Origin of the sequence: Stenotrophomonas forensis, assembly GCF_028752115.1 — a bacterium.
Lineage (GTDB): Bacteria > Pseudomonadota > Gammaproteobacteria > Xanthomonadales > Xanthomonadaceae > Stenotrophomonas > Stenotrophomonas forensis.
Genome location: NZ_CP082270.1, coordinates 2,781,443 through 2,799,876, shown reverse-complemented (window position 1 = coordinate 2,799,876; position 18,434 = coordinate 2,781,443). Strand labels below are relative to the sequence as shown.

At 68.8% G+C, this 18,434-nt stretch carries 17 protein-coding genes; 11 read left to right on the top strand and 6 right to left on the bottom strand.

Annotated features, from left to right (window positions below):
* Positions 1-199: 199 nt before the first annotated feature.
* A complete protein-coding gene (gene fabR / locus K5L94_RS13080; RefSeq protein WP_053449970.1) occupies positions 200-856 on the bottom strand; it encodes an HTH-type transcriptional repressor FabR in 657 nt (218 codons plus the stop codon).
* A 92-nt stretch (positions 857-948) separates the two neighbouring features.
* Here fabR and K5L94_RS13075 point away from each other — a divergent pair, with 92 nt between their 5' ends.
* Positions 949-2,019: a ferredoxin reductase gene (locus tag K5L94_RS13075; protein WP_053449969.1), complete on the top strand. Its 1,071-nt coding sequence runs from the start codon at positions 949-951 to the stop codon at positions 2,017-2,019.
* A gap of 11 nt (positions 2,020-2,030) precedes the next feature.
* Entirely contained in the window at positions 2,031-3,179 is a 1,149-nt protein-coding gene (locus K5L94_RS13070; protein ID WP_008266479.1) for a fatty acid desaturase family protein, read from the top strand.
* A 5-nt stretch (positions 3,180-3,184) separates the two neighbouring features.
* Here the strand turns inward: K5L94_RS13070 and K5L94_RS13065 are convergent, their stop codons facing one another.
* From K5L94_RS13065 to K5L94_RS13045, 5 genes are all read right to left on the bottom strand, one after another.
* Complete coding sequence (locus K5L94_RS13065; RefSeq protein WP_008267331.1) at positions 3,185-3,520, bottom strand: tetratricopeptide repeat protein; 336 nt, start codon at positions 3,518-3,520, stop codon at positions 3,185-3,187.
* Positions 3,520-4,095 carry a flavin reductase family protein gene (locus tag K5L94_RS13060; protein ID WP_053449968.1) on the bottom strand — a complete coding sequence of 192 codons (576 nt, stop codon included), beginning with the start codon at positions 4,093-4,095 and terminating at the stop codon, positions 3,520-3,522. The genes K5L94_RS13065 and K5L94_RS13060 overlap by 1 nt, the downstream gene beginning before the upstream one ends.
* The gene (locus K5L94_RS13055; RefSeq protein ID WP_053449967.1) at positions 4,092-4,721 is read right to left on the bottom strand and encodes a superoxide dismutase; all 630 of its coding nucleotides are present in this window, start codon (positions 4,719-4,721) and stop codon (positions 4,092-4,094) included. Before K5L94_RS13055 ends, K5L94_RS13060 begins: the two co-directional genes overlap by 4 nt.
* A 389-nt stretch (positions 4,722-5,110) precedes the next feature.
* Positions 5,111-6,631 (bottom strand): thioredoxin family protein, encoded by a 1,521-nt coding sequence (locus tag K5L94_RS13050; RefSeq protein WP_274510629.1) that lies wholly within the window; start codon positions 6,629-6,631, stop codon positions 5,111-5,113.
* Positions 6,632-6,760: 129 nt separating this feature from the next.
* On the bottom strand, positions 6,761-7,210 hold the full coding sequence (locus K5L94_RS13045) for a GNAT family N-acetyltransferase (protein WP_274510628.1): 450 nt from the start codon (positions 7,208-7,210) through the stop codon (positions 6,761-6,763).
* A gap of 66 nt (positions 7,211-7,276) precedes the next feature.
* On the opposite strand from K5L94_RS13045, the gene K5L94_RS13040 reads away from it, so the two are divergent.
* The 9 genes from K5L94_RS13040 (at position 7,277) to K5L94_RS13000 (ending at position 18,384) form a co-directional block, all read left to right on the top strand.
* Complete coding sequence (locus K5L94_RS13040) at positions 7,277-8,212, top strand: TIGR03571 family LLM class oxidoreductase (protein ID WP_274510627.1); 936 nt, start codon at positions 7,277-7,279, stop codon at positions 8,210-8,212.
* A 146-nt stretch (positions 8,213-8,358) separates the two neighbouring features.
* Positions 8,359-8,670 carry a DUF3817 domain-containing protein gene (locus tag K5L94_RS13035; protein ID WP_274512631.1) on the top strand — a complete coding sequence of 104 codons (312 nt, stop codon included), beginning with the start codon at positions 8,359-8,361 and terminating at the stop codon, positions 8,668-8,670.
* 153 nt (positions 8,671-8,823) lie between these two features.
* Complete coding sequence (locus tag K5L94_RS13030; RefSeq protein ID WP_274510626.1) at positions 8,824-10,020, top strand: MFS transporter; 1,197 nt, start codon at positions 8,824-8,826, stop codon at positions 10,018-10,020.
* A complete protein-coding gene (locus tag K5L94_RS13025) occupies positions 10,017-11,210 on the top strand; it encodes an isochorismate synthase (protein WP_274510625.1) in 1,194 nt (397 codons plus the stop codon). Before K5L94_RS13030 ends, K5L94_RS13025 begins: the two co-directional genes overlap by 4 nt.
* Positions 11,207-12,859 carry a (2,3-dihydroxybenzoyl)adenylate synthase gene (locus K5L94_RS13020; protein WP_180880616.1) on the top strand — a complete coding sequence of 551 codons (1,653 nt, stop codon included), beginning with the start codon at positions 11,207-11,209 and terminating at the stop codon, positions 12,857-12,859. The genes K5L94_RS13025 and K5L94_RS13020 overlap by 4 nt, the downstream gene beginning before the upstream one ends.
* Positions 12,859-13,491, top strand: coding sequence for an isochorismatase family protein (locus K5L94_RS13015; protein WP_274510624.1), 633 nt, complete (start codon positions 12,859-12,861; stop codon positions 13,489-13,491). The genes K5L94_RS13020 and K5L94_RS13015 overlap by 1 nt, the downstream gene beginning before the upstream one ends.
* Positions 13,491-13,748 carry a phosphopantetheine-binding protein gene (locus tag K5L94_RS13010; RefSeq protein WP_006449827.1) on the top strand — a complete coding sequence of 86 codons (258 nt, stop codon included), beginning with the start codon at positions 13,491-13,493 and terminating at the stop codon, positions 13,746-13,748. The genes K5L94_RS13015 and K5L94_RS13010 overlap by 1 nt, the downstream gene beginning before the upstream one ends.
* Positions 13,745-17,635: an amino acid adenylation domain-containing protein gene (locus K5L94_RS13005; RefSeq protein WP_274510623.1), complete on the top strand. Its 3,891-nt coding sequence runs from the start codon at positions 13,745-13,747 to the stop codon at positions 17,633-17,635. The genes K5L94_RS13010 and K5L94_RS13005 overlap by 4 nt, the downstream gene beginning before the upstream one ends.
* Positions 17,626-18,384 carry a 2,3-dihydro-2,3-dihydroxybenzoate dehydrogenase gene (locus K5L94_RS13000; protein WP_164241192.1) on the top strand — a complete coding sequence of 253 codons (759 nt, stop codon included), beginning with the start codon at positions 17,626-17,628 and terminating at the stop codon, positions 18,382-18,384. Before K5L94_RS13005 ends, K5L94_RS13000 begins: the two co-directional genes overlap by 10 nt.
* Positions 18,385-18,434 lie beyond the last annotated feature (50 nt).

Sequence of the window (18,434 nt, the reverse complement as noted above, 5' to 3'; positions counted from 1 at the left end):
GGAGGAAAGGCGGCGAGGGCGACCTGGCTGGAGCATATGAAAGCAGCGGCTTATAGATATAGCAAGTGCTATATATCGAAGACGCCGCAATTCTGGGCGCGCCAGGCATCCGGGTGGATCATGCAAATGTTATAACATTACATACCGAGGCCGCGACCCTGCCGGTGGTCATGTGCCGCGATGCACGATTCGCGTCTTGTCAGCCGCGGCGGAAGGCGGCGGGGGTGCGGGCGCCGACGATGATCATGCGGATCATCGTGGAGATCTGCTCGACCAGTTCCGGGTCGTTTTCCGGAGGCTGGTCCATGGCCGACGCGCCCATCGCGAACACCAGGCGCGTGATCGCCATCGAGACCAGTTCCGGCTTGTGCAGGACCGCACCATCGAGGGCGGCCAGGCGCACCAGGTCGTGCTGCAGCTCTTCCTCGAAATAGTGCAGCTCGCGTTCGACGGCGTGCTTGAAATCGTCCGAGCCGACGGCCCCTTCGCGCAGCAGCACGTGCAGCAGCTTGTCGTCGGCACGCAGCTGCTCCATGAAGGTCTCCACCGACACCCGCACCACGCTGCTGGCGCTGGAGGTGGCGCGCTGGCGGGCCTCGCCGATGATGGTGCGCAGCGAGCGGCCGGCCACGTCGATCAGGGCCACGGCCAGTTCGTCCATGTCGCGGAACTGCCGATAGAAGCTGTTCGGTGCGATGCCCGCCTCGCGGGCCACTTCACGCAGGCTCAGCGTGGACAGGCTGCGGTGCGGCCCGATCAGCTTCAGCGCGGCAGCCAGCAGATCCTCGCGGCTCACCGTTCGGCGGGTCGGGCTGTTGGCATCTTCGTTCGGCGTCAGGGCGGTGGCGGCGGCCATGGGTGTTCCGGTGGGGCAAGGCTGAATCATACCCAATCCGGTTCAATATACACATGTATACACAGGTGTATGTGCGCCCGTATAGTGCGCCCATGAGCGCTGTCGTCCGTCCTTCCCTGTTTTCTCCGCACCGCTGGGTGTCGCCGACGCTGTTCGATTTCTGGGCAGGTCAGCTGAATCCTCTGTGGACCCTGCGTGAGCCGATGGCCCGCTTGGTACGGCGTGAGCCGGCCGGTGAGGGCGCGGCAACCCTGGTGCTGCGCACCAACCGGCACTGGGCCGGCATGCGCGCCGGCCAGCACGTGACCCTGAGCGTGGAAATTGAAGGACGTGTGTGGCAGCGCAGCTACAGCCCCACGGTGCTTGGGCGACGCGAGCTGGCGATTACCGTCAAGGCGGTCGAGGGCGGCCGGGTCAGCCAGCATCTGGTCAACCACGCACGGCCGGGCGAGCTGTTCCGTGTCGATGCCGCGTTCGGCGAGTTCCACATGCCCGCCGCCGCGCCGGTGCTGCTGCTGGCTGCCGGCAGCGGCATCACGCCGATGCGAAGCCTTCTGCGCGAAGCCTGCCAGCGCCCATTGGCGGCACCGGTCGACCTGTTCTACTGGGAGCGCACTGCCGCCCATCTGCAGTTCCGTGATGAACTGCAGGCGCTGGCGGCGGCGCAGCCGAATCTGCGCGTGCATCTGCTGGCCACCCGCGAAGGCGACATCCCGGCCGCGCGCATCGGCAGCCATGACCTGCAGGTGCCCGGCGATGACACGCCGCTGGCACAGCGCCATGTGCTGGCCTGCGGCCCGGATGGGTTCGTCGCCGCCGCACGTGAACGCCTGGCGCATCAGGTGGCGGGCTTCCAGGCCGAGGCTTTCACCCCGCCGGTGCCGTTGCTCGATGCCAGCAGCGAAGGCGAGGTGTCGTTGACGCTGGCACGCAGTGGCCGCCAGCTGAGCGTGCCGCGCGGCCGCTCGCTGCTGGAAAGCCTCGAAGCCCATGGCATCAAGCCCAAGCACGGCTGCCGCATGGGCATCTGCAACACCTGCACCTGTGATCGCGTCAGTGGCGCTACCCGCCACCTGCGCACCGGCGACCTGCAGTCCGAATCGGCGCAGCCGGTGCGGATCTGCGTGAGCGCGCCGACCACCGACCTGACCCTGGATCTCTGAGGACGCCTGCCATGACCCGCGCTACCGACCGTGCCCTGAGTACTGCCGAGATGCATGCCTTCGGCGAGGAACTCGACGCGATCCGCGACCGTGTGATCGGCAGCCTCGGCGCCTCCGATACCCGTTACATCCGCCGCGTGGCCGCCGCCGTGCGCTGGTTCGGCGTCGGTGGCCGTGGCCTGCTGTTCCTGGCCGCGTTCTCGCCGCTGTTCTGGATGCCGCTGCTGTGGCCGGCCGCGATCACCGGCACGCTGCTGCTGGCGCTGTCGAAGATCCTGGAGAACATGGAGCTCGGCCACAACGTCATGCACGGCCAGTTCGACTGGACCGGCGACCCCAAGCTCAATGGCAATACCTACGAGTGGGACATCGTCGCCACCGCCGACAACTGGCGCAAGACCCACAATTTCCGCCATCACACCTACACCAACGTGCGTGGCATGGACGATGACATCGGCTATGGCCTGCTGCGCATCTTCCCGGAACAGCGCTGGAAGCCGTTCTACCTGCTGCAGCCGATCATCGCGCCGATCTTCGCGCTGCTGTTCCAGTGGGGCGTGGCCGCGCAGGACCTGCGCCTGGGCCGCTGGCTGAAGGGCCGCATGAGTGCCCGTGCGATGTGGCTGCAGACCCGCCCGGTGGCGCGCAAGATGGCCCGCCAGGTGCTGAAGGACTACGTGTTCTTCCCGCTGCTGGCCGGCCCATTCTTCCTCACCGTGATGCTGGGCAACATGGTGGCCAACGGCCTGCGCAACATCTGGACCTACGTGATCATCTTCTGCGGCCACTTCACCGCCGAATCGGAAACCTTCCCGAAGGAATGCCTGCGCAATGAATCGCGTGGCCACTGGTACCTGCGCCAGCTGCGTGGTTCGTCCAACATCAGCGGCGGCTTCCTGATCAACGTGCTGTCGGGCAACCTCAGCCACCAGATCGAGCACCACTTCTACCCGGACCTGCCGGCCAACCGCTATGCGGCCATCGCCAAGGAAGTGAAGGACATCTGCCGCCGCTACGGCCAGCACTACAACAACGGCTCGCTGCCGCGCCAGTTCGGCCAGGTGGTCTGGCGCATCCTGCGCCACGCGTTCCCGAGCAAGCCGCGCCGCCTGCCGATGGCGGACATCATGTCCGCACCGGCATCGGCCAACGCGGGCTGATCCACTCAGCCCGCCTTCGCCAGGGCCGCCTGTTCGCGGTCCAGGCGACGCAGGAACACCTGCATTTCCTTGCGCGCCTGCTGGTCGCCCTTGCTGCCGGCCACGCTCAGCCCGCGCTGCCACGCCTCGCGCGCCGCCTGCGGCTGGCCACTGGCCAGCCACGCCTTGCCCAGCAGCTTCCAGGCCGCCGAGTACTGCGGATCGAGCACCACGCAGCGGCCCAGATGGGTCGCCGCGCGTACCGGGTTGCCGGCATCCAGCCAGCCCTTGCCCAGGCCGAAGCGCAGCAGCGCGCCGTCCTTGCCGCTGGCCAGCATGCATTCCAGGGCCTCGATGTTCATCAGCGCACCTCCTGCAGCAGTTCCTGCGGTCCCGGCTGGAAACGACCGCGATGGAACAGCAGGGGCGCGCCCCCGTTCTCGTGGACATCGATGATGCGGCCAGCCAGCAGCAGGTGATCACCCACCGGCCATTGCGCGTGGCGGGTACAGGTGAGGTGGGCCACCGCACCGGCAATGCGCGGCGGGGCGTCTTCGTCATCCTCCAGCAGCGGCAGACCGTCGAAACGGTCGCGCACCTGTGGATCGGCGAAGCGCCGTGCCAACGCGTCCTGGTCGGCTGCCAGCACGCTGATCGCAAAGCGGGTGGCGCGCTGGAAGGTGGACAGGCTTTGCGCATGCAGCGCCAGGTTCCACAGCACCAGCGGTGGCTGCAGCGATACCGGCACGAACGAGTTGATCGTCAGGCCGACCGGTTTGCCCTGCGCGTCGCGCGCGCAGACGATCGCCACGCCCGTGGGGAAATGGCCGAGCAGCCGCCGCAATGCACGCGGCGGCATCCCGACCGACGGCACCGGAGCCGGGGCGGGGAACACCCCCGCCCACGGCCCGGCGTACGGCAGTGTCTCGCCGCTCATGAGGCCCGGGCCTGGCGGTAGCGCCGGCCGACCTCGGCCCAGTTGATGATGTTGAAGAACGCACCGATGTAGTCCGGGCGACGGTTCTGGTAATGCAGGTAGTAGGCGTGCTCCCAGACATCCAGTGCCAGGATCGGCGTGTTGCCGGACAGGCCGACCGCTGCGCCCATCAGCGGGCTGTCCTGGTTGGCGCTGCTTTCAACCTGCAGGTGACCGTCGCGATCAGTGGTCAGCCACGCCCAGCCGCTGCCGAAGCGGGTCTGCGCGGCCTTGCTGAAGGCATCCTTGAACGCATCGAAGCCGCCGAGATCGCGATCGATGGCCGCGCCGAGTTCGTCATCAGGGGTGCCGCCACTGGCGCTGAGTACGGTCCAGAACAGGCTGTGGTTGGCGTGGCCACCGCCATTGTTGCGCACCGCGCCGCGCTGCGCTTCGGGCACCGCATCAAGGTTGGCGATGAGCGCCTCGACCGGTTGCGCGGCGATGCCGGCCTGCTCGAGGGCGGCATTGAGGTTGTTGACGTAGGTCTGGTGGTGCTTGCCGTGGTGGATCTCCATCGTGCGCGCATCGAAGTGCGGCTCGAGGGCGTCATAGGCGTAGGGGAGCGGGGGAAGCGAGTACGACATCGAAGCAATCTCCGTGGGGAAGGCCAGCGGGCTGGCCGTGGGGAGATCGTTATCGCACCTCAACATTGGTTGAGGTCAAGCGCGGCGTAGAGGCGTGGTAGTGCCGGCCGCTGGCCGGCAATCAACGAAGGTCGGGTTGCCGGCCAGCGGCCGGCACTACCAGGACCCGCTTTTCGAACCCTCACCGGCGCGCTGATGCGCTGCCCGCGCTCGCAGGAAACCGTCCGGTGGCGGGGGGGAGGGGCTGGCCGGGACCGTTGGCGCCATGGATGGCGCCATCGAGCCCCCAAGGATGGGTTTACGGCGTGTCCCGGCGAGCCCTCCTCCCGCCACAACCGATATCAACAAAAGCGCCGGAAGGCGAACCGGCCGCCAGCGCTTTCATCAACTCAGCTCAGCCAGTCCCTGCAAGCGCTGTCGACCTGCTCGCCACACGCCTGCTGCATCCGCTGCTGCAACCGCGCCAGGGTCTCTGCGCCCTGGTGCTTGCCACTCCACGCTTTCAGCTGCCCGGCCAGGCGCTCGAAACGCTGGCGCGTGCGCTGGTGATAACCCGACGGCTGTGCGTCCAGTTCGGCGATCAGCGAGCTGGTGGCCTGCTCGATGCGCGGTGCATCGTCCGGCGCCAGCTTCAGCAACCCTTCCACGTACAGCACGCCCCATTGCACGCGGGTGGCCGGGCCCTGTGCACCGTCGTAGGCACGCTTCAGCCATTCCAGTGCACCGGCGGTGTCGCCGCGCTGCTCGGCCAGTTCGGCCAACTCGGGCATGTAGTAGTACGGCTGCTCACTGCGCTTCAGTTCGGCCAGCAACAGCGCTTCCGCTCCCGCGTCGTCACCCACCTCGCGCAGGGCATAGACCGCGCTGCTGATCGTGGCCTGGCGCGCATGGGCATCGGTGGCGGCAGCATCGGCCGTGGCCACGCGTTGCTTGACCCGCGCCACCAGCGCCGCCGGCAGCGCGCCCTTCGGTTGCTGCTGGCGGGCCAGCGACACCTCTGTCAGGGCCCGCGACAGCGCGTCGTCGGCGCGGTCGCCGCGCTCTGCGTCGGCGCGTTCCAGCGCCACCAGCAACTGCTGGCCCAGCGTAGTGCGGGTGGCCGGGCCGGCACTGGCCTGCTTGACCAGCGTGGCGCCGGCATAGCCCAGCAGCTCGCGGTTGCGGCGTACCTCGGCCGGCTGGGCCAGTACCGCCTGCAGCAGCTCACGGACTTCGGTGGGCGAGGCGCTCGGTTTCTCCGCGGTGGCCAGCGCCAGCAGCGCGAAACGACGCTGCAGGGTAGCCTCTGGCGCCGCCTTGGATAGCTGCCGCAGCACGTCCTCGCTCCTGCGTTCGCCGGCCAGGCGGTTGGCATCCACTTCCCAGCCGTAGTCGCCCAGCACCTGCCAGTCCTCGGCGGCCAGCCTGTCCGGCGTCGCCAGCGCGGTGGCCAGTGTGGCAGCGACTGCGCTGCGGCGTCCGGCGGCCACGGTCAGTGCGCGGGTCAGTTCGGCCGCGTCGTTGCCACCGGCCACGCGGGTGATTTCGTTGCGCTGCGGATCGAGCACGATCAGGGTCGGGTAGCCGCGCACGCCGAAGCGCTCGCCCCACGCCTGCGCCCCTTCCTCGTCGCCATCCAGGTAGACCGGCACGAACTTGCCGGTCAGCGCGATGAAGGCCGGGTCCTTGAACAGGCCGGCCTTGAGCTGGTTGCAGGGCGGGCACCAGACCGCACCCCAGTACAGCAGCACCGGCTTGCCGCTGTCGGCGGCCTCGGCGAACGCATCGTCGACGTCGCCCTGGCGCCAGGCGATGGCCGTGGCTGGTGCTGGGGCTTCGGCGGAGTTGGCGGTGGACACCGGGGCTGGCGTGCAGGCGCTCAGCGCCGAGGCCAGCAGCAACACGGAAAGCGCGACGCGCATCGGCAGCATCTCGAAGGGCAGGGTGACAGGCCATTGTAGGAACGGCCGGGGAACGTGCTGATTCAGTTTGCTTATGTCGGGCGTGCTGCAGGGCATGACGCCCGTCGGGCATTGCCGGTCAATGCCGGGCGGATGCCTTCAGGCCGCTGCCCGCACCATCTGCTGATACACCAACCCATTGAACTCGCCAACCTCGCCATCCAGCACGAAGCCATAGCGCAGGTAGGTCGGCACTGCATTGAGCGAGGCGCGGACGGTCAGCATCGGCCCGCGCACCTGCGGAAGCACCGCTTCGAACAAGGCATGACCGATGCCCTGGCCCTGGCAGGCGGGATCGACGAACAGCATCGCCAGGTGCCGTCCCTCCTTCAGTTCGACCACGCCGACCACGCGTGCGTCCTGCTCGGCCACCAGGATGAGGTTGTCGCCCCGCAGGCGTGCGCCGAACGCATCGGTGGCCGCAACGCTACCGAAGGTGGCGATGCCGGTTGCGCTGAGCGTCGGCGCTACTGCCTCGTTGAACGCGGCCAGGCACACGCCACTGATCGCAGGCAGGTCATCGGCATGGGCGGGGCGGATCTTCGGCATGCAGCGTTCTTCCAGTGGTGTGTGGCGCGTCAGCGTCGCCGGGTACCTGCACGCTAAGCTGGCGGAATGAGTGAATTCAATCCCGCCTACGCTTCGTTGTTTCCGCAGCAAGGGCTGAGCCTGGGCCTGATGACGCCCGTTGCGGCGCATGGGCTGGCCGATCCACGCGAGGCGCGGCGCATCGCGCGGCTGGCCGACGATCTGGGCTTCGCCGCACTGTGGACGCGCGACGTGCCGCTGATGGTGCCGCAAGGGCCGGATGCGACGGCCAGCGCATTGGACGATCCGTTCCTGTGGCTGGGCATGCTGGCTGCCGCGACCGAGCGCATCGCGGTCGGCAGTGCGGCCATCGTGCTGCCGCTGCGGCAACCGCTGCAGGTGGCGAAGTCGGCACTGAGCCTGGACCGGATCAGCGATGGACGTTTCGTGCTGGGGCTGGGATCGGGCGATCGACCGGAAGAGTTCGCCGCCTTCGGCGAGGACCTGGAGGGCAGGGCGGCGACCTTCCGCGAACGCTGGTCGCTGCTGCGCGCGGCGCTGTCACCTGATGCCGATGAGCGGGCCGCGGTGCTGCGGGCGACCGGCGGCTTCGATGTGCTGCCGGCGCCGGCCACGCGCATTCCGATGCTGGTGGTGGGCACGGCGCGGCAGAGCCTGCAGTGGATCGCGCGCGAGGCCGAGGGTTGGGCCACCTATCACCGCGAGGAGGCTGCGCAGGAAGGGCGCATCGGCTTGTGGCAGCAGGCGCTCGTGCAACGCGGCGGGGCAGGCAAACCGTTCGTGCAGTCGATGCTGCTGGACCTGCAGGCAGACCCGCAGGCACCGCCCGAGCCGCTGCCGCTGGGCCTGAAGGTCGGCCGCGACGGTCTGCGCGACTATCTGCTGCGCGTGCATGCGCAGGGCGTGGCGCATGTGATGTTCAACCTGGTCGACAGCGGGCGGCCGATGGATGAAGTGCTGCGCGAGATCGGGGAGCAGATCCTTCCGCACATGCTTCGGTAGGTGTCCACCTGGGTGGACGCGCTTTTGCCGCCACGCCCGTCAGGCATGGCCCGGCGCTATCCAGTGGTGCCAGGCTTGCGTGCATCTGCGTATCATTCGCATTTGATTTCCCGATGCCGGAGCCCCGCGTGACCCAACATTCCCCCATGCACCCGAGCGGACGCCTGTTCGCAGTGGTCGCCTTCATCGAGGCCGTGACCTGGGCCGGCCTGCTCATCGGCATGTGGATGAAGTACGGCCCGATGGCCAACGTGGCACTGGTGAAACTGTTCGGCCCGCTGCATGGCGTGGCGTTCCTGGTCTATGTGGCGGTCACCCTGTTCGCGGCCGTGCGCCTGCGCTGGCCTTGGTGGGCCAGTGCGCTGGCGCTGCTGGCGGCCCTCCCGCCGCTGGTCACGCTGCCTCTGGAATGGTGGTTCAAGCGGCGTGGCCTGCTGGGCCTGCGCGCAACGCGCTGAAGCCACTGTTACACGCTCATTCAAGAGAATGGGTATCAAATGCAAATACGAGCCGTTATCATTTGAGGGTGGTGTCCGCCCCTGAACGGGACGGATGCCGGGCGGGGCGCACAGGCGTACCCGGCGATCCTTCCCTGTTACGGCTGGTGTTCCATGCACGCACGTCCCGTCGTTCCCGGCTTGCCGGCGCTGGTCCTGGCAGCCCTGATCGGCACCATGGCGATGATGTCCTTCGTCGCCGTGATCGGTCCGGTGGTCCGCATGCTCGGCCTGTCCGAGTGGCACGCTGGACTGTCAGTCACGGCGGCGGGCGTGTTGTGGATGCTGGCTGCGCGCCCGTGGGGGCAGCTCAGCGACCGCATTGGCCGCAAGCGCGTGCTGATGCTGGCGATGAGTGCCTACACCGTGGTCTACATCGCGCTGGCGGTGTTCATCGATGTTGCTCTGCAGGCGGTGCCGCCGGTACTGGTGTCGGTGCTGGTGCTGGTGGGTGCACGCGGCCTGATCGGGCTGTTCTATGCGGCCGTCCCGCCCACGGCCGCCGCGCTGATCGCTGACAAGGCCCCGGCCGGACAGCGCGCCAGCTTCCTCGCCCGGCTGGGCAGCGCCAACGCATTGGGCATGGTGCTGGGTCCGGCGGCCGCGGGTTGGCTGGCCTACACGAATCTGTCGCTGGCGCTGTATGTGGCCGCCGTGCTGCCGCTGCTGGCGCTGGCATTGCTGGCCTGGCGGCTGCCGGCCACGCCGCCGGTGGCGGGAGGCGGCGCGCAGCGCCGCACGCCGATGCGCAGGCTCGACCCGCGCCTGCGCCTGCCGCAGTTGGCGGCGTTCATCGCGATGGTGTCGGTCACCATCGCGCAGGTCACGGTCGGCTTCTTCGCCATTGATCGATTGGGTCTGGATGCTGCAGCCGGCGCGCGCATGGCCGGCATCGCGCTCACTGCGGTCGGTGTCGGTCTGATCCTGGCGCAGGCGTTGGTGATGAAGCTGGACGTGCACCCGCGGCGCTGGATCATCCTCGGTGCACTGATCTCCGGTATTGGTTTCGCCTCCGTGGCGGGCGTACAGCACGCCTGGCAGTTGCCGGCGGCCTACGCGCTGGCCGCTTTCGGCATGGGCTTCGTGTTCCCCTCGTTCCAGGCGCTGGCCGCCGATGCAGTGGAAGCGCACGAGCAGGGCGCCGCCGCCGGCACCGTGGCGGCAGCGCAGGGCTTGGGCATGGTGGCCGGGCCGATGCTCGGCACGCTGTTGTATCGCGGCGGGCCGAGCCTGCCTTACCTGCTGGTCGGCGCGCTGCTGCTGTTGCTGTGCGCGCTGGCCGCAGCGCACCGGATGAAGGAGACCCCATGAACGATTCCCTGATGCAGGGCGCGTGGCCCGAGGCTGCACCGGCGCTGTTGGAGAACAGCGACGACGCGTCGCTGTTCCTGCTGCAGCATGCTGGCCAGCACGTGCACGCGCGTGGCTGTCGGGCGACGCTGCCGAATGGAGCGCTGGCCAGCTTGGCCGGGCGCGTTGCCGAGTTCTTCGCGCAGCAGCGCGGCGGGCCGGGCCTGCTGGTCGGGGCGGTGCCGTTCGAGCCGCGTGCCGACGATGCGCTGTACCAGCCCGAGCGCCTGCTGCCGGCGTTGCCGCTGCAGCCACAGGTGGCACCCGCGCTGCAGGGCCCATTGCAGGCCGAGCCCGCAGCGCAGGACTATGCAGCCGCCGTTGCCGCGGCAGTGCAGGCCCTGCGCGCACCCGAACAGGACCTGCACAAGGTGGTGCTGGCGCGCAGCCTGTTGGCGCGTACCCGCAACGCGCTGTCACCGGAGGTGCTGCTGGCGCGCCTGGGCGCCGATCCTTCGGTGGCCACCTACGCGGTTCCGCTTCCGGTCGAACTGGGGCAGGCGCCCGCCTGGCTGGTCGGCGCAACGCCCGAGTTGCTGCTGCGCAAGCGTGGCGCGCAGCTGTTGTCGCATCCATTGGCCGGATCTGCACGCCGCAGTGCCGATCCTGCCGAAGACGAGCGCGCCGCGCAGGCATTGCTGGCCTCGACCAAGGATCATGACGAACACCGTCATGTGGTGGACGCGATCGTCGACGGCCTGGCGCCGTACTGCAGCCACATCGATGCGCAGCCGCGCCCGGCGCTGCATGCCACTGCCAGCATGTGGCACCTTGGCACGCGCATCCATGCCACCCTGAAGGACCCGCAGACCCCTGCAGCCGAGCTGCTCGCGCAGCTGCATCCGACACCGGCAGTCTGTGGCACGCCGCGCCTGGCGGCGCTGCAGCGCATCCGCGAGCTGGAGCCGGTGCCGCGCGGTTTCTATGCGGGCGCGGTCGGCTGGCTGGACGCACAGGGCGACGGCGACTGGTACGTGGCGATCCGCTGCGCGCGACTGCAGGGCACGCAGCTGCGCCTGTACGCAGGTGCCGGCATCGTCGCCGAGTCGCAGCCCGAGGCCGAAGTGGCCGAGACCGCAGCGAAGTTTGCTGCCCTGTTGAATGCGCTGGGCGTCCACGACGCCGCGCCCGCGATCGAGCCTGCTGCATGAACATTTCCGACACTTCTTTCCGCATTCCACTGCGCCAGGTATGGCCGGACGATCTGGTGGCGCGCTACCGCGAGGCCGGTCACTGGCGTGGCGAAACCTTCCCGGCCTTCCTGCGCGAGCGCGCCGAATGCTATGCCGATGACATTGCCGTGGTCGCTGGCGACGTGCGCCTGAGCTATGCGCAGCTGTGGCACGAAGCCGGCCGTATCGGTGCCGGGCTGCTGGCACGGGGCCTGCAGCCGGGCGAGCGGGTGCTGGTGCAGCTGGGCAATACCGCCGGTTTCATCACCACGGTCTGTGGCCTGTTCCGCGCTGGCCTGGTGCCGGTGTATGCGTTGCCCGCGCATCGCATCACCGAGCTGGTGCACTTCGCCAACAAGGCCGAAGCCAGTGCCTACATCACCACCGATCTGCACGACGGCTTCGATCATCGCGGGCTGGCGCGGGCATTGCAGGCCGACGTGCCGGCGATACGCACGGTGGTGATCGACGGCGATGCGCAGGAATTCATCGCGTTGGACGGGCTGCAGGGCGACCGCGCCCAGCTGCCGGCCGACCCGGACCCGCAGTCGGTGGCTTTCCTGCAGATCTCCGGTGGCAGCACCGGCCTGTCCAAGCTGATTCCGCGTACGCACGACGACTACATCTATTCGTTCCGTGCCAGCAACGCGATCTGCGGCATCGACCGCGACAGCGTGTACCTGGTCGCGCTGCCGGCCGCACACAACTTCCCGATGAGCTCGCCGGGGTTCTTCGGCGCGCTGTACGCCGGTGCCCGCGTGGTGCTCAGCCCCGGCCCCGGCCCGGACGCGGCGTTCCCGCTGATCGCCCGCGAACACGTGACCTGCTGTGGCCTGGTGCCGCCGCTGGCGTTGCTGTGGGCGCAGGCGGCGGCGACCACCGCGCATGACCTGTCCAGCCTGCAGGTGCTGCAGGTGGGAGGCGCCAAGCTGGTGCCCGAGGCCGCGCGGCGGGTGATCGACGGCCTGGGCTGCACATTGCAGCAGGTGTTCGGCATGGCCGAAGGCCTGGTCAATTACACCCGGTTGGATGATCCGGAAGACCTGATCGTCGCCTGCCAGGGGCGGCCGATCAGTGCGGACGATGAAGTGCGCGTGGTCGACGACCACGACCAGCCGGTGGCCGAGGGCGAGGTCGGGCACCTGCTGACCCGCGGCCCGTACACCATTCGCGGCTACCACAACGATGCGGTGGCCAATGCACGCTCGTTCACCGACGACGGCTTCTACCGCACCGGTGACCGCGTGCAGCAGCTTCCGGGCGGCTACCTGGTGGTGCAGGGGCGCGCGGGTGACCACATCAACCGGGCTGGTGAGAAAATCTCCGCCGAAGAGATTGAAGATCATCTGCTGGCTCACCCGGGCGTGTTCGACGCCGCCGTGGTCTCCATTCCCGACGACTATCTCGGTGAGCGCAGCTGCGCGTTCGTGATCCAGCAGGGTGAGCCGATCAAGGCGCCAGCACTGAAAGCCTGGATGCGCACGCGCGGCCTGGCCGCGTTCAAGGTGCCGGACCAGGTTGTGTTCGTCGACAGTTTCGATACCACCGCGGTCGGCAAGATCAGCCGCCGCGAACTGCGTGCGCAGCTGCGTGCGCGTCATCTGCAACAGACAGGAGGAACGCGCTGATGGCGCTGCCCCGCATTACCCACTATCCCTTGCCGACCGCTGCCGAACTGCCGCAGGCGCGCGGCCCGTGGCGCCCGCAGCGCGATCGCATCGCACTGCTGGTGCACGACATGCAGCGCTACTTCCTCGCCGCGTTCGATGCCGGCAACGCGCCGCTGCGACCGGCCGTGGACAACATCGCGCGGCTGCTGGCGCATTGCCGTGCCCACGGCATTCCGGTGTTCTACACCGCCCAGCACGGTGACCAGGACCGTCGTGATCGCGGCCTGCAGGCCGACCTGTGGGGGCCGGGCATGCGCCGCAGTTCCGACCATGAGCCGATCATCGAAGCCGTCGCACCGCAGCCGGGCGAGCATGTGCTGGTGAAGCATCGCTACAGCGCTTTCCAGCGCAGCAACCTGGAAACGCTGATGCGGGTGCGCGGACGCGACCAGCTGCTGGTGACCGGTGTGTATGCGCATATCGGTTGCACGGCGACGGTGGTGGAAGCGTTCCAGCGCGACATCGAAGCCTTCATCGCCGCCGATGCCGTGGCGGATTTCTCGCGCGCCGACCACGATCAGGCGCTGCACTGGATCGCGCGCACCAGCGGTGTGCCGATGACGACCGACCAGCTGCTGGAGGCACTGTAATGATCGCTACGGGTGAGGTGCTGGACCTGGAGCGCATGCGTGCCGATGTGGCGCGGGTGCTGGACTGTGCACCGGCCGAGATCGGTGACGACGACAACCTGATCGACCTGGACCTGGATTCGATGCGCATGCTCGGACTGGTGCTGGCCTGGGGCAACACCGGGTTGCCGCTGGAGTTCTCGCAGCTGGCCGAGCACACCACGCTGCGCCAGTGGTGGGGCGTGGTGCAGACGCTGCAGGCTGCGCAGCGCGCATGAACGCCGCTGCGTTGGCCACACCGCTGGCTTTGACCGAGGCCCAGGCCGGGCTGTGGTTCGCACAGCGGCTGGCACCGGACAATCCGTCGTTCAATACCGCCCATGCGGTGTGGATCGACGGCCAGCTGGATGTGCCCGCATTCGTGGCGGCGGCCAACCAGGCGGCGGTTGAATCCGAGGCCTTCGCGCTGCGCTTTGCCGAAGGCACCGACGGGCAGCCATTGCAGTGGCATGACCCGGCGCATGTGCCGCTGCTGTCGGTGCGTGATCTGTCCGGCGAGACCGACCCGGTGTCGGAGGCGCGTGCGCTGATGCAGGCCGACCGGCTCAGCGCGGTCGATCCGACCCGCGACCGGATCAGCCAGCAGGTGTTGTTCGACCTGGGCGGACAGCGCTGGGCGTGGTACCTGCGTGTGCATCACCTGGCCGCCGATGGTTATGGGATGGCGCTGTTCAGCGACCGTGTCTGCGCGCTGTATTGCGGCCGCGCAGGTGAGCCCCTGCCGGGATTGGTTGGGGTGCTGGCCGACGACGCGGCCTATCGCGCAGATGCGCGCCGTGGACTGGCCGGGCAGTGGTGGCGCGAGCAGCTGCAGGGGGCGCCTGCGGGCGTGGGCCTGGCGGGTACCGAGCCGGCCAGCGATGATGCGCTGCGCTGGGTGCAGCCGCTCGATGCCGCGTTCCGCGAGCAGCTGCTGCAGGCTTCGGCGCGCTGGCTGCAACCCTGGCCGGATGTGTTGGCCGCGTTGTCGGCCGAGTATCTGCGACGGATGAGCGCGGCCGACGAAGTGGTGGTGGGCGTGCCCTTCATGGGGCGACTCGGCAACGCGTCGGCCCGCGTGCCGGCGATGGTGATGAACGTGCTGCCGCTGCGTGTCGCGGCGGGCGAGGGCAGTGTCGAGGCGTTTACCCGGGCACTGGGCCGGCAACTCAGCCAGGGCCGCAAGCACGGTCGCTATCGTGGCGAGCAGTTACGCCGTGACCTGGGCCTGGTGGGCGCGCAGCAGCGCCTGCACGGCCCGCTGGTGAATGTGCAGCCGTTCTACGCGCCGCTGGCACTGCCCGGCGTGCAGGCGACGCTGGAGGTGCTGTGCACCGGGCCGGTGGACGACCTGACGCTGGGCTTCCGTGGCGATGGCCAGCGTGTTCTGGATCTGGAGATTGAAGCCAATCCCGCGCTGTACCGCCGCGAGGATGTGCAGGCGCATGCCGCGCGCCTGCTGCATTTCGTGTCGGCGGCGCTGGACGCTGACGACATTGCGACGGTGCCACTGGCCACGGCCGACGAAGCCCAGCAGGTGGTGCACGGCTTCAATGCCACTGGACATGCGCTGCCGCAGACCACGCTGGTCGAACTGCTGCAGCAGGGCATGGACCGCGATCCGCAGGCGACCGCGCTGGTGTTCGGTGATACCGGGCTGGACCACGCCACGCTGGAGGCGCGCAGCTTTGCGCTGGCCGCCCAGCTGCGCGCGATGGGCGTCGGCCCGGGCAGCGTGGTGGCGGTGGCGTTGCCACGCTCGCTGGAACTGGTGATTGCGCTGGTGGCCGTGTTGCGTGCGGGAGCCGCGTACCTGCCGCTGGACCTGGCCCATCCTGACGAACGCCTGGCGCGCATCCTGGCCTCGGCGCAGCCGGCGTGCGTGCTGGCGGCGGCGGATGTGTCGGCGCGGATGTCCAGGGTGCCGGTGCTCGCACCGGAACAATGGACCGCACTGAGCTTCGCCGCGCCGTGGGCCGATCCGGCACCGGACGATGCGGCCTACGTGATCTACACCTCCGGTTCGACCGGCGAACCCAAGGGCGTGGTCATCGAGCACCGCGCCATCGTCAACCGCCTGCTGTGGATGCGCGAGCACTACGGCATCCGTGCAGACGACCGCGTGCTGCAGAAGACGCCGGCGACCTTCGATGTTTCGGTCTGGGAATTCTTCCTGCCGCTGCTGTGTGGGGCCACGCTGGTGATTGCCGGGCCGGACGCGCATCGTGATCCGACCGAGCTGGCACGGCTGATCCGCGCGCATGACATCACCACGGCGCACTTCGTGCCGTCGATGCTCGATGCCTTCCTGGCCGCACCGGCCTCCGAAGGCCTGCAGCTGCGTCGCGTGTTCACCAGCGGCGAGGCGCTGGACGCCGCACTGCGCGACCGCTTCCATGCGCGCGTGCGCGCCGAACTGCACAACCTGTATGGCCCGACCGAAGCGGCCGTGGACGTGAGCTACTGGCCTGCGTCGGCGCAGGACCGTTCACGGCCGGTGCCGATCGGTTTCCCGGTCTGGAATACCCGCCTGTACGTGCTGGACGCGCGGATGCAGCCGCTGCCGGTGGGCGTGCCCGGTGATCTCTACCTCGGTGGCGTGCAGCTGGCGCGTGGCTACCTTGGCCGCGATGACCTGACCACCGAGCGCTTCCTTGCCGATCCATTCCTACATGGCGAACGCATCTATCGCACCGGCGATGTGGCGCGCTGGCGCGACGATGGTGCGGTCGAGTACCTCGGCCGCAGCGACCACCAGGTGAAGTTGCGCGGCCTGCGCATCGAGCTGGGCGAGATCGAGGCGGCGCTGCGCGAGCTGGCGGGCTTGGAGCGCGTGGAAGTGCTGCTGCGCCAGGACGCGCCCGGCGATGCCCGGCTGGTGGCCTACGTGCCATCCGCGCTGGCCGATGCCAGCGCACTGCGCAGCCATCTGGCCACGCGCGTGCCGGATTACATGGTGCCGTCGGCATTTGTTGGCGTCGATCACTGGCCGGTGACCGCCAACGGCAAGCTGGACCGCAATGCGTTGCCGAAGCCACCGCAGCAGGACGTGGGCGGTTTGGCGCCGCGCACGCCGCTGGAGCAGGAGCTGGCCGAGCTGTTCGCTCAGGCGCTGGGCCGCGAGGCACCAGTAGCGGTGGATGCCGACTTCTTCAGCCTCGGCGGTGACTCGCTGTCGGCGGTGCATCTGCTGCTGGCTATTGAACAGCGCTGGCGCTGCGATCTCGGCCTGGGTGCCCTGTTCGCACAGCCGACCGTGGCTGCCCTGGCGACGCGCATCGCCGAGCCGCCGGCACTGGCCGACCATGCATTGGGACCGGTCATCGCGCTGGCCGCCACCGATGCGACCGGGCCTGCACCGCTGTTCGCGTTGCACCCGGCCGGTGGCATTGCATGGAACTATCGGGCCCTGGCCAGGGCGCTGCAGCCGGCGCGTGCGGTGTACGGCCTGCAGTCGCCCGCGCTGGATGCACGCGAACCGATGCCGTCCAGCATCGAAGCGATGGCCAACGACTACGTGCGCCGCATCGTAACGTTGCAGCCGCAGGGTCCGGTGCACCTGCTGGGCTGGTCGGTGGGCGGCATCCTCGCCCAGGCGATGGCGGTGCGCCTGCATGAGATCGGCCGTGAGGTGGGTGAGCTGGTACTGCTGGATGCCTACCCCAGCGAGTGCTGGCGCACCGAACCGGAGCCTGACCCGATTGCCGCGCTGCGCGCACTGCTGGCGATCGCCGGCCATGACCCGGAGGCGCATCCGGAGCTGGACAACCGCGAACGCATCCTTGCATTCCTGCGGCGAGGCGGCAGTGCGCTGGGCAGTCTGCCGGATGTAGTGCTGGACGGCGTGGTGCGTGCGGTGACCGGCACCAATCGATTGATCCGCGAACACATCCACCGGCCGTTCGACGGCACCCTGGTACATGTGCGCGCCGGTCGTGATCACCAGGCACGCCCGCAGCTGCGGGCGGCGCTGTGGCGGGCGCACGCACGCAAGGTGCAGGCGCTGGAGCTGCCGTTCCTGCACGCCGAACTGACTGGGCGTGACGCGGTGGCACAGTTGGCACCGTGGCTGTCGGCGCGGCTGCGCCACTGGGATGAGCAACAGGAGATCGCAACATGCAGTTGACCGGCTTTGAAGGCCGCGTGGCCCTGGTGACCGGCGCGGCCGGTGGCATCGGTGAAGCGCTGGTACGGTTGCTGGCAGCGGCTGGCTGCACGGTGGTGGCCACCGATCGCGAGGCGCCACGTGTGGATGACGCGGGCGTGCACGCGTTTTCGCTCGATGTGACCGACAGCGTGGCGGTGGACGCACTCGTGGATCGGGTGGAAGCCAGCCTCGGGCCGATCGGCCTGGCCGCAAGCGTGGCCGGGGTGCTGCACGTGGGCGAAGTCGCCGGGACCACCGATGCCGACTGGCGCCGGGTATTCTCGGTGAACGCCGATGGCGTGTTCCATGTCGGGCGTGCACTGGCGCGGGTGATGTCGCCACGCCGGCAGGGTGCGATTGTCACTGTCAGTTCGAATGCGGCGGGCGTGCCGCGGCATGGCATGGCCGCCTATGCGGCATCCAAGGCTGCCGCCACGATGTTCACCCGTTGCCTTGGGCTGGAGCTGGCGCCGCTCGGCATCCGCTGCAACATCGTCGCCCCGGGTTCAACACTGACCCCGATGCAGACCGGCATGTGGCAGGACGAGCGCGGTGCGGAGCGGGTGATCGCCGGCAGCCTGGAGACCTACAAGGCGGGTATTCCACTGCGCAAGCTGGCCACGCCCGACGACATCGCGCATGCGGTGATGTTCCTGCTGTCCGAACAGGCCGGCCACGTGGCGATGAGCGACCTGTACGTGGACGGCGGCGCCACCCTGCGCGGGTGAGTTTTGTAGAGTCGAGCCATGCTCGACTGCGTTGCGGCATGAGTCGAGCA

Coding starts and splice junctions, on each gene's coding strand:
- fabR (WP_053449970.1), bottom strand. CDS start 856: ATGGCCGCCGCCACCGCCCTGACGCCGAACGAAGATGCCAACAGCCCG.
- K5L94_RS13075 (WP_053449969.1), top strand. CDS start 949: ATGAGCGCTGTCGTCCGTCCTTCCCTGTTTTCTCCGCACCGCTGGGTG.
- K5L94_RS13070 (WP_008266479.1), top strand. CDS start 2,031: ATGACCCGCGCTACCGACCGTGCCCTGAGTACTGCCGAGATGCATGCC.
- K5L94_RS13065 (WP_008267331.1), bottom strand. CDS start 3,520: ATGAACATCGAGGCCCTGGAATGCATGCTGGCCAGCGGCAAGGACGGC.
- K5L94_RS13060 (WP_053449968.1), bottom strand. CDS start 4,095: ATGAGCGGCGAGACACTGCCGTACGCCGGGCCGTGGGCGGGGGTGTTC.
- K5L94_RS13055 (WP_053449967.1), bottom strand. CDS start 4,721: ATGTCGTACTCGCTTCCCCCGCTCCCCTACGCCTATGACGCCCTCGAG.
- K5L94_RS13050 (WP_274510629.1), bottom strand. CDS start 6,631: ATGCTGCCGATGCGCGTCGCGCTTTCCGTGTTGCTGCTGGCCTCGGCG.
- K5L94_RS13045 (WP_274510628.1), bottom strand. CDS start 7,210: ATGCCGAAGATCCGCCCCGCCCATGCCGATGACCTGCCTGCGATCAGT.
- K5L94_RS13040 (WP_274510627.1), top strand. CDS start 7,277: ATGAGTGAATTCAATCCCGCCTACGCTTCGTTGTTTCCGCAGCAAGGG.
- K5L94_RS13035 (WP_274512631.1), top strand. CDS start 8,359: ATGCACCCGAGCGGACGCCTGTTCGCAGTGGTCGCCTTCATCGAGGCC.
- K5L94_RS13030 (WP_274510626.1), top strand. CDS start 8,824: ATGCACGCACGTCCCGTCGTTCCCGGCTTGCCGGCGCTGGTCCTGGCA.
- K5L94_RS13025 (WP_274510625.1), top strand. CDS start 10,017: ATGAACGATTCCCTGATGCAGGGCGCGTGGCCCGAGGCTGCACCGGCG.
- K5L94_RS13020 (WP_180880616.1), top strand. CDS start 11,207: ATGAACATTTCCGACACTTCTTTCCGCATTCCACTGCGCCAGGTATGG.
- K5L94_RS13015 (WP_274510624.1), top strand. CDS start 12,859: ATGGCGCTGCCCCGCATTACCCACTATCCCTTGCCGACCGCTGCCGAA.
- K5L94_RS13010 (WP_006449827.1), top strand. CDS start 13,491: ATGATCGCTACGGGTGAGGTGCTGGACCTGGAGCGCATGCGTGCCGAT.
- K5L94_RS13005 (WP_274510623.1), top strand. CDS start 13,745: ATGAACGCCGCTGCGTTGGCCACACCGCTGGCTTTGACCGAGGCCCAG.
- K5L94_RS13000 (WP_164241192.1), top strand. CDS start 17,626: ATGCAGTTGACCGGCTTTGAAGGCCGCGTGGCCCTGGTGACCGGCGCG.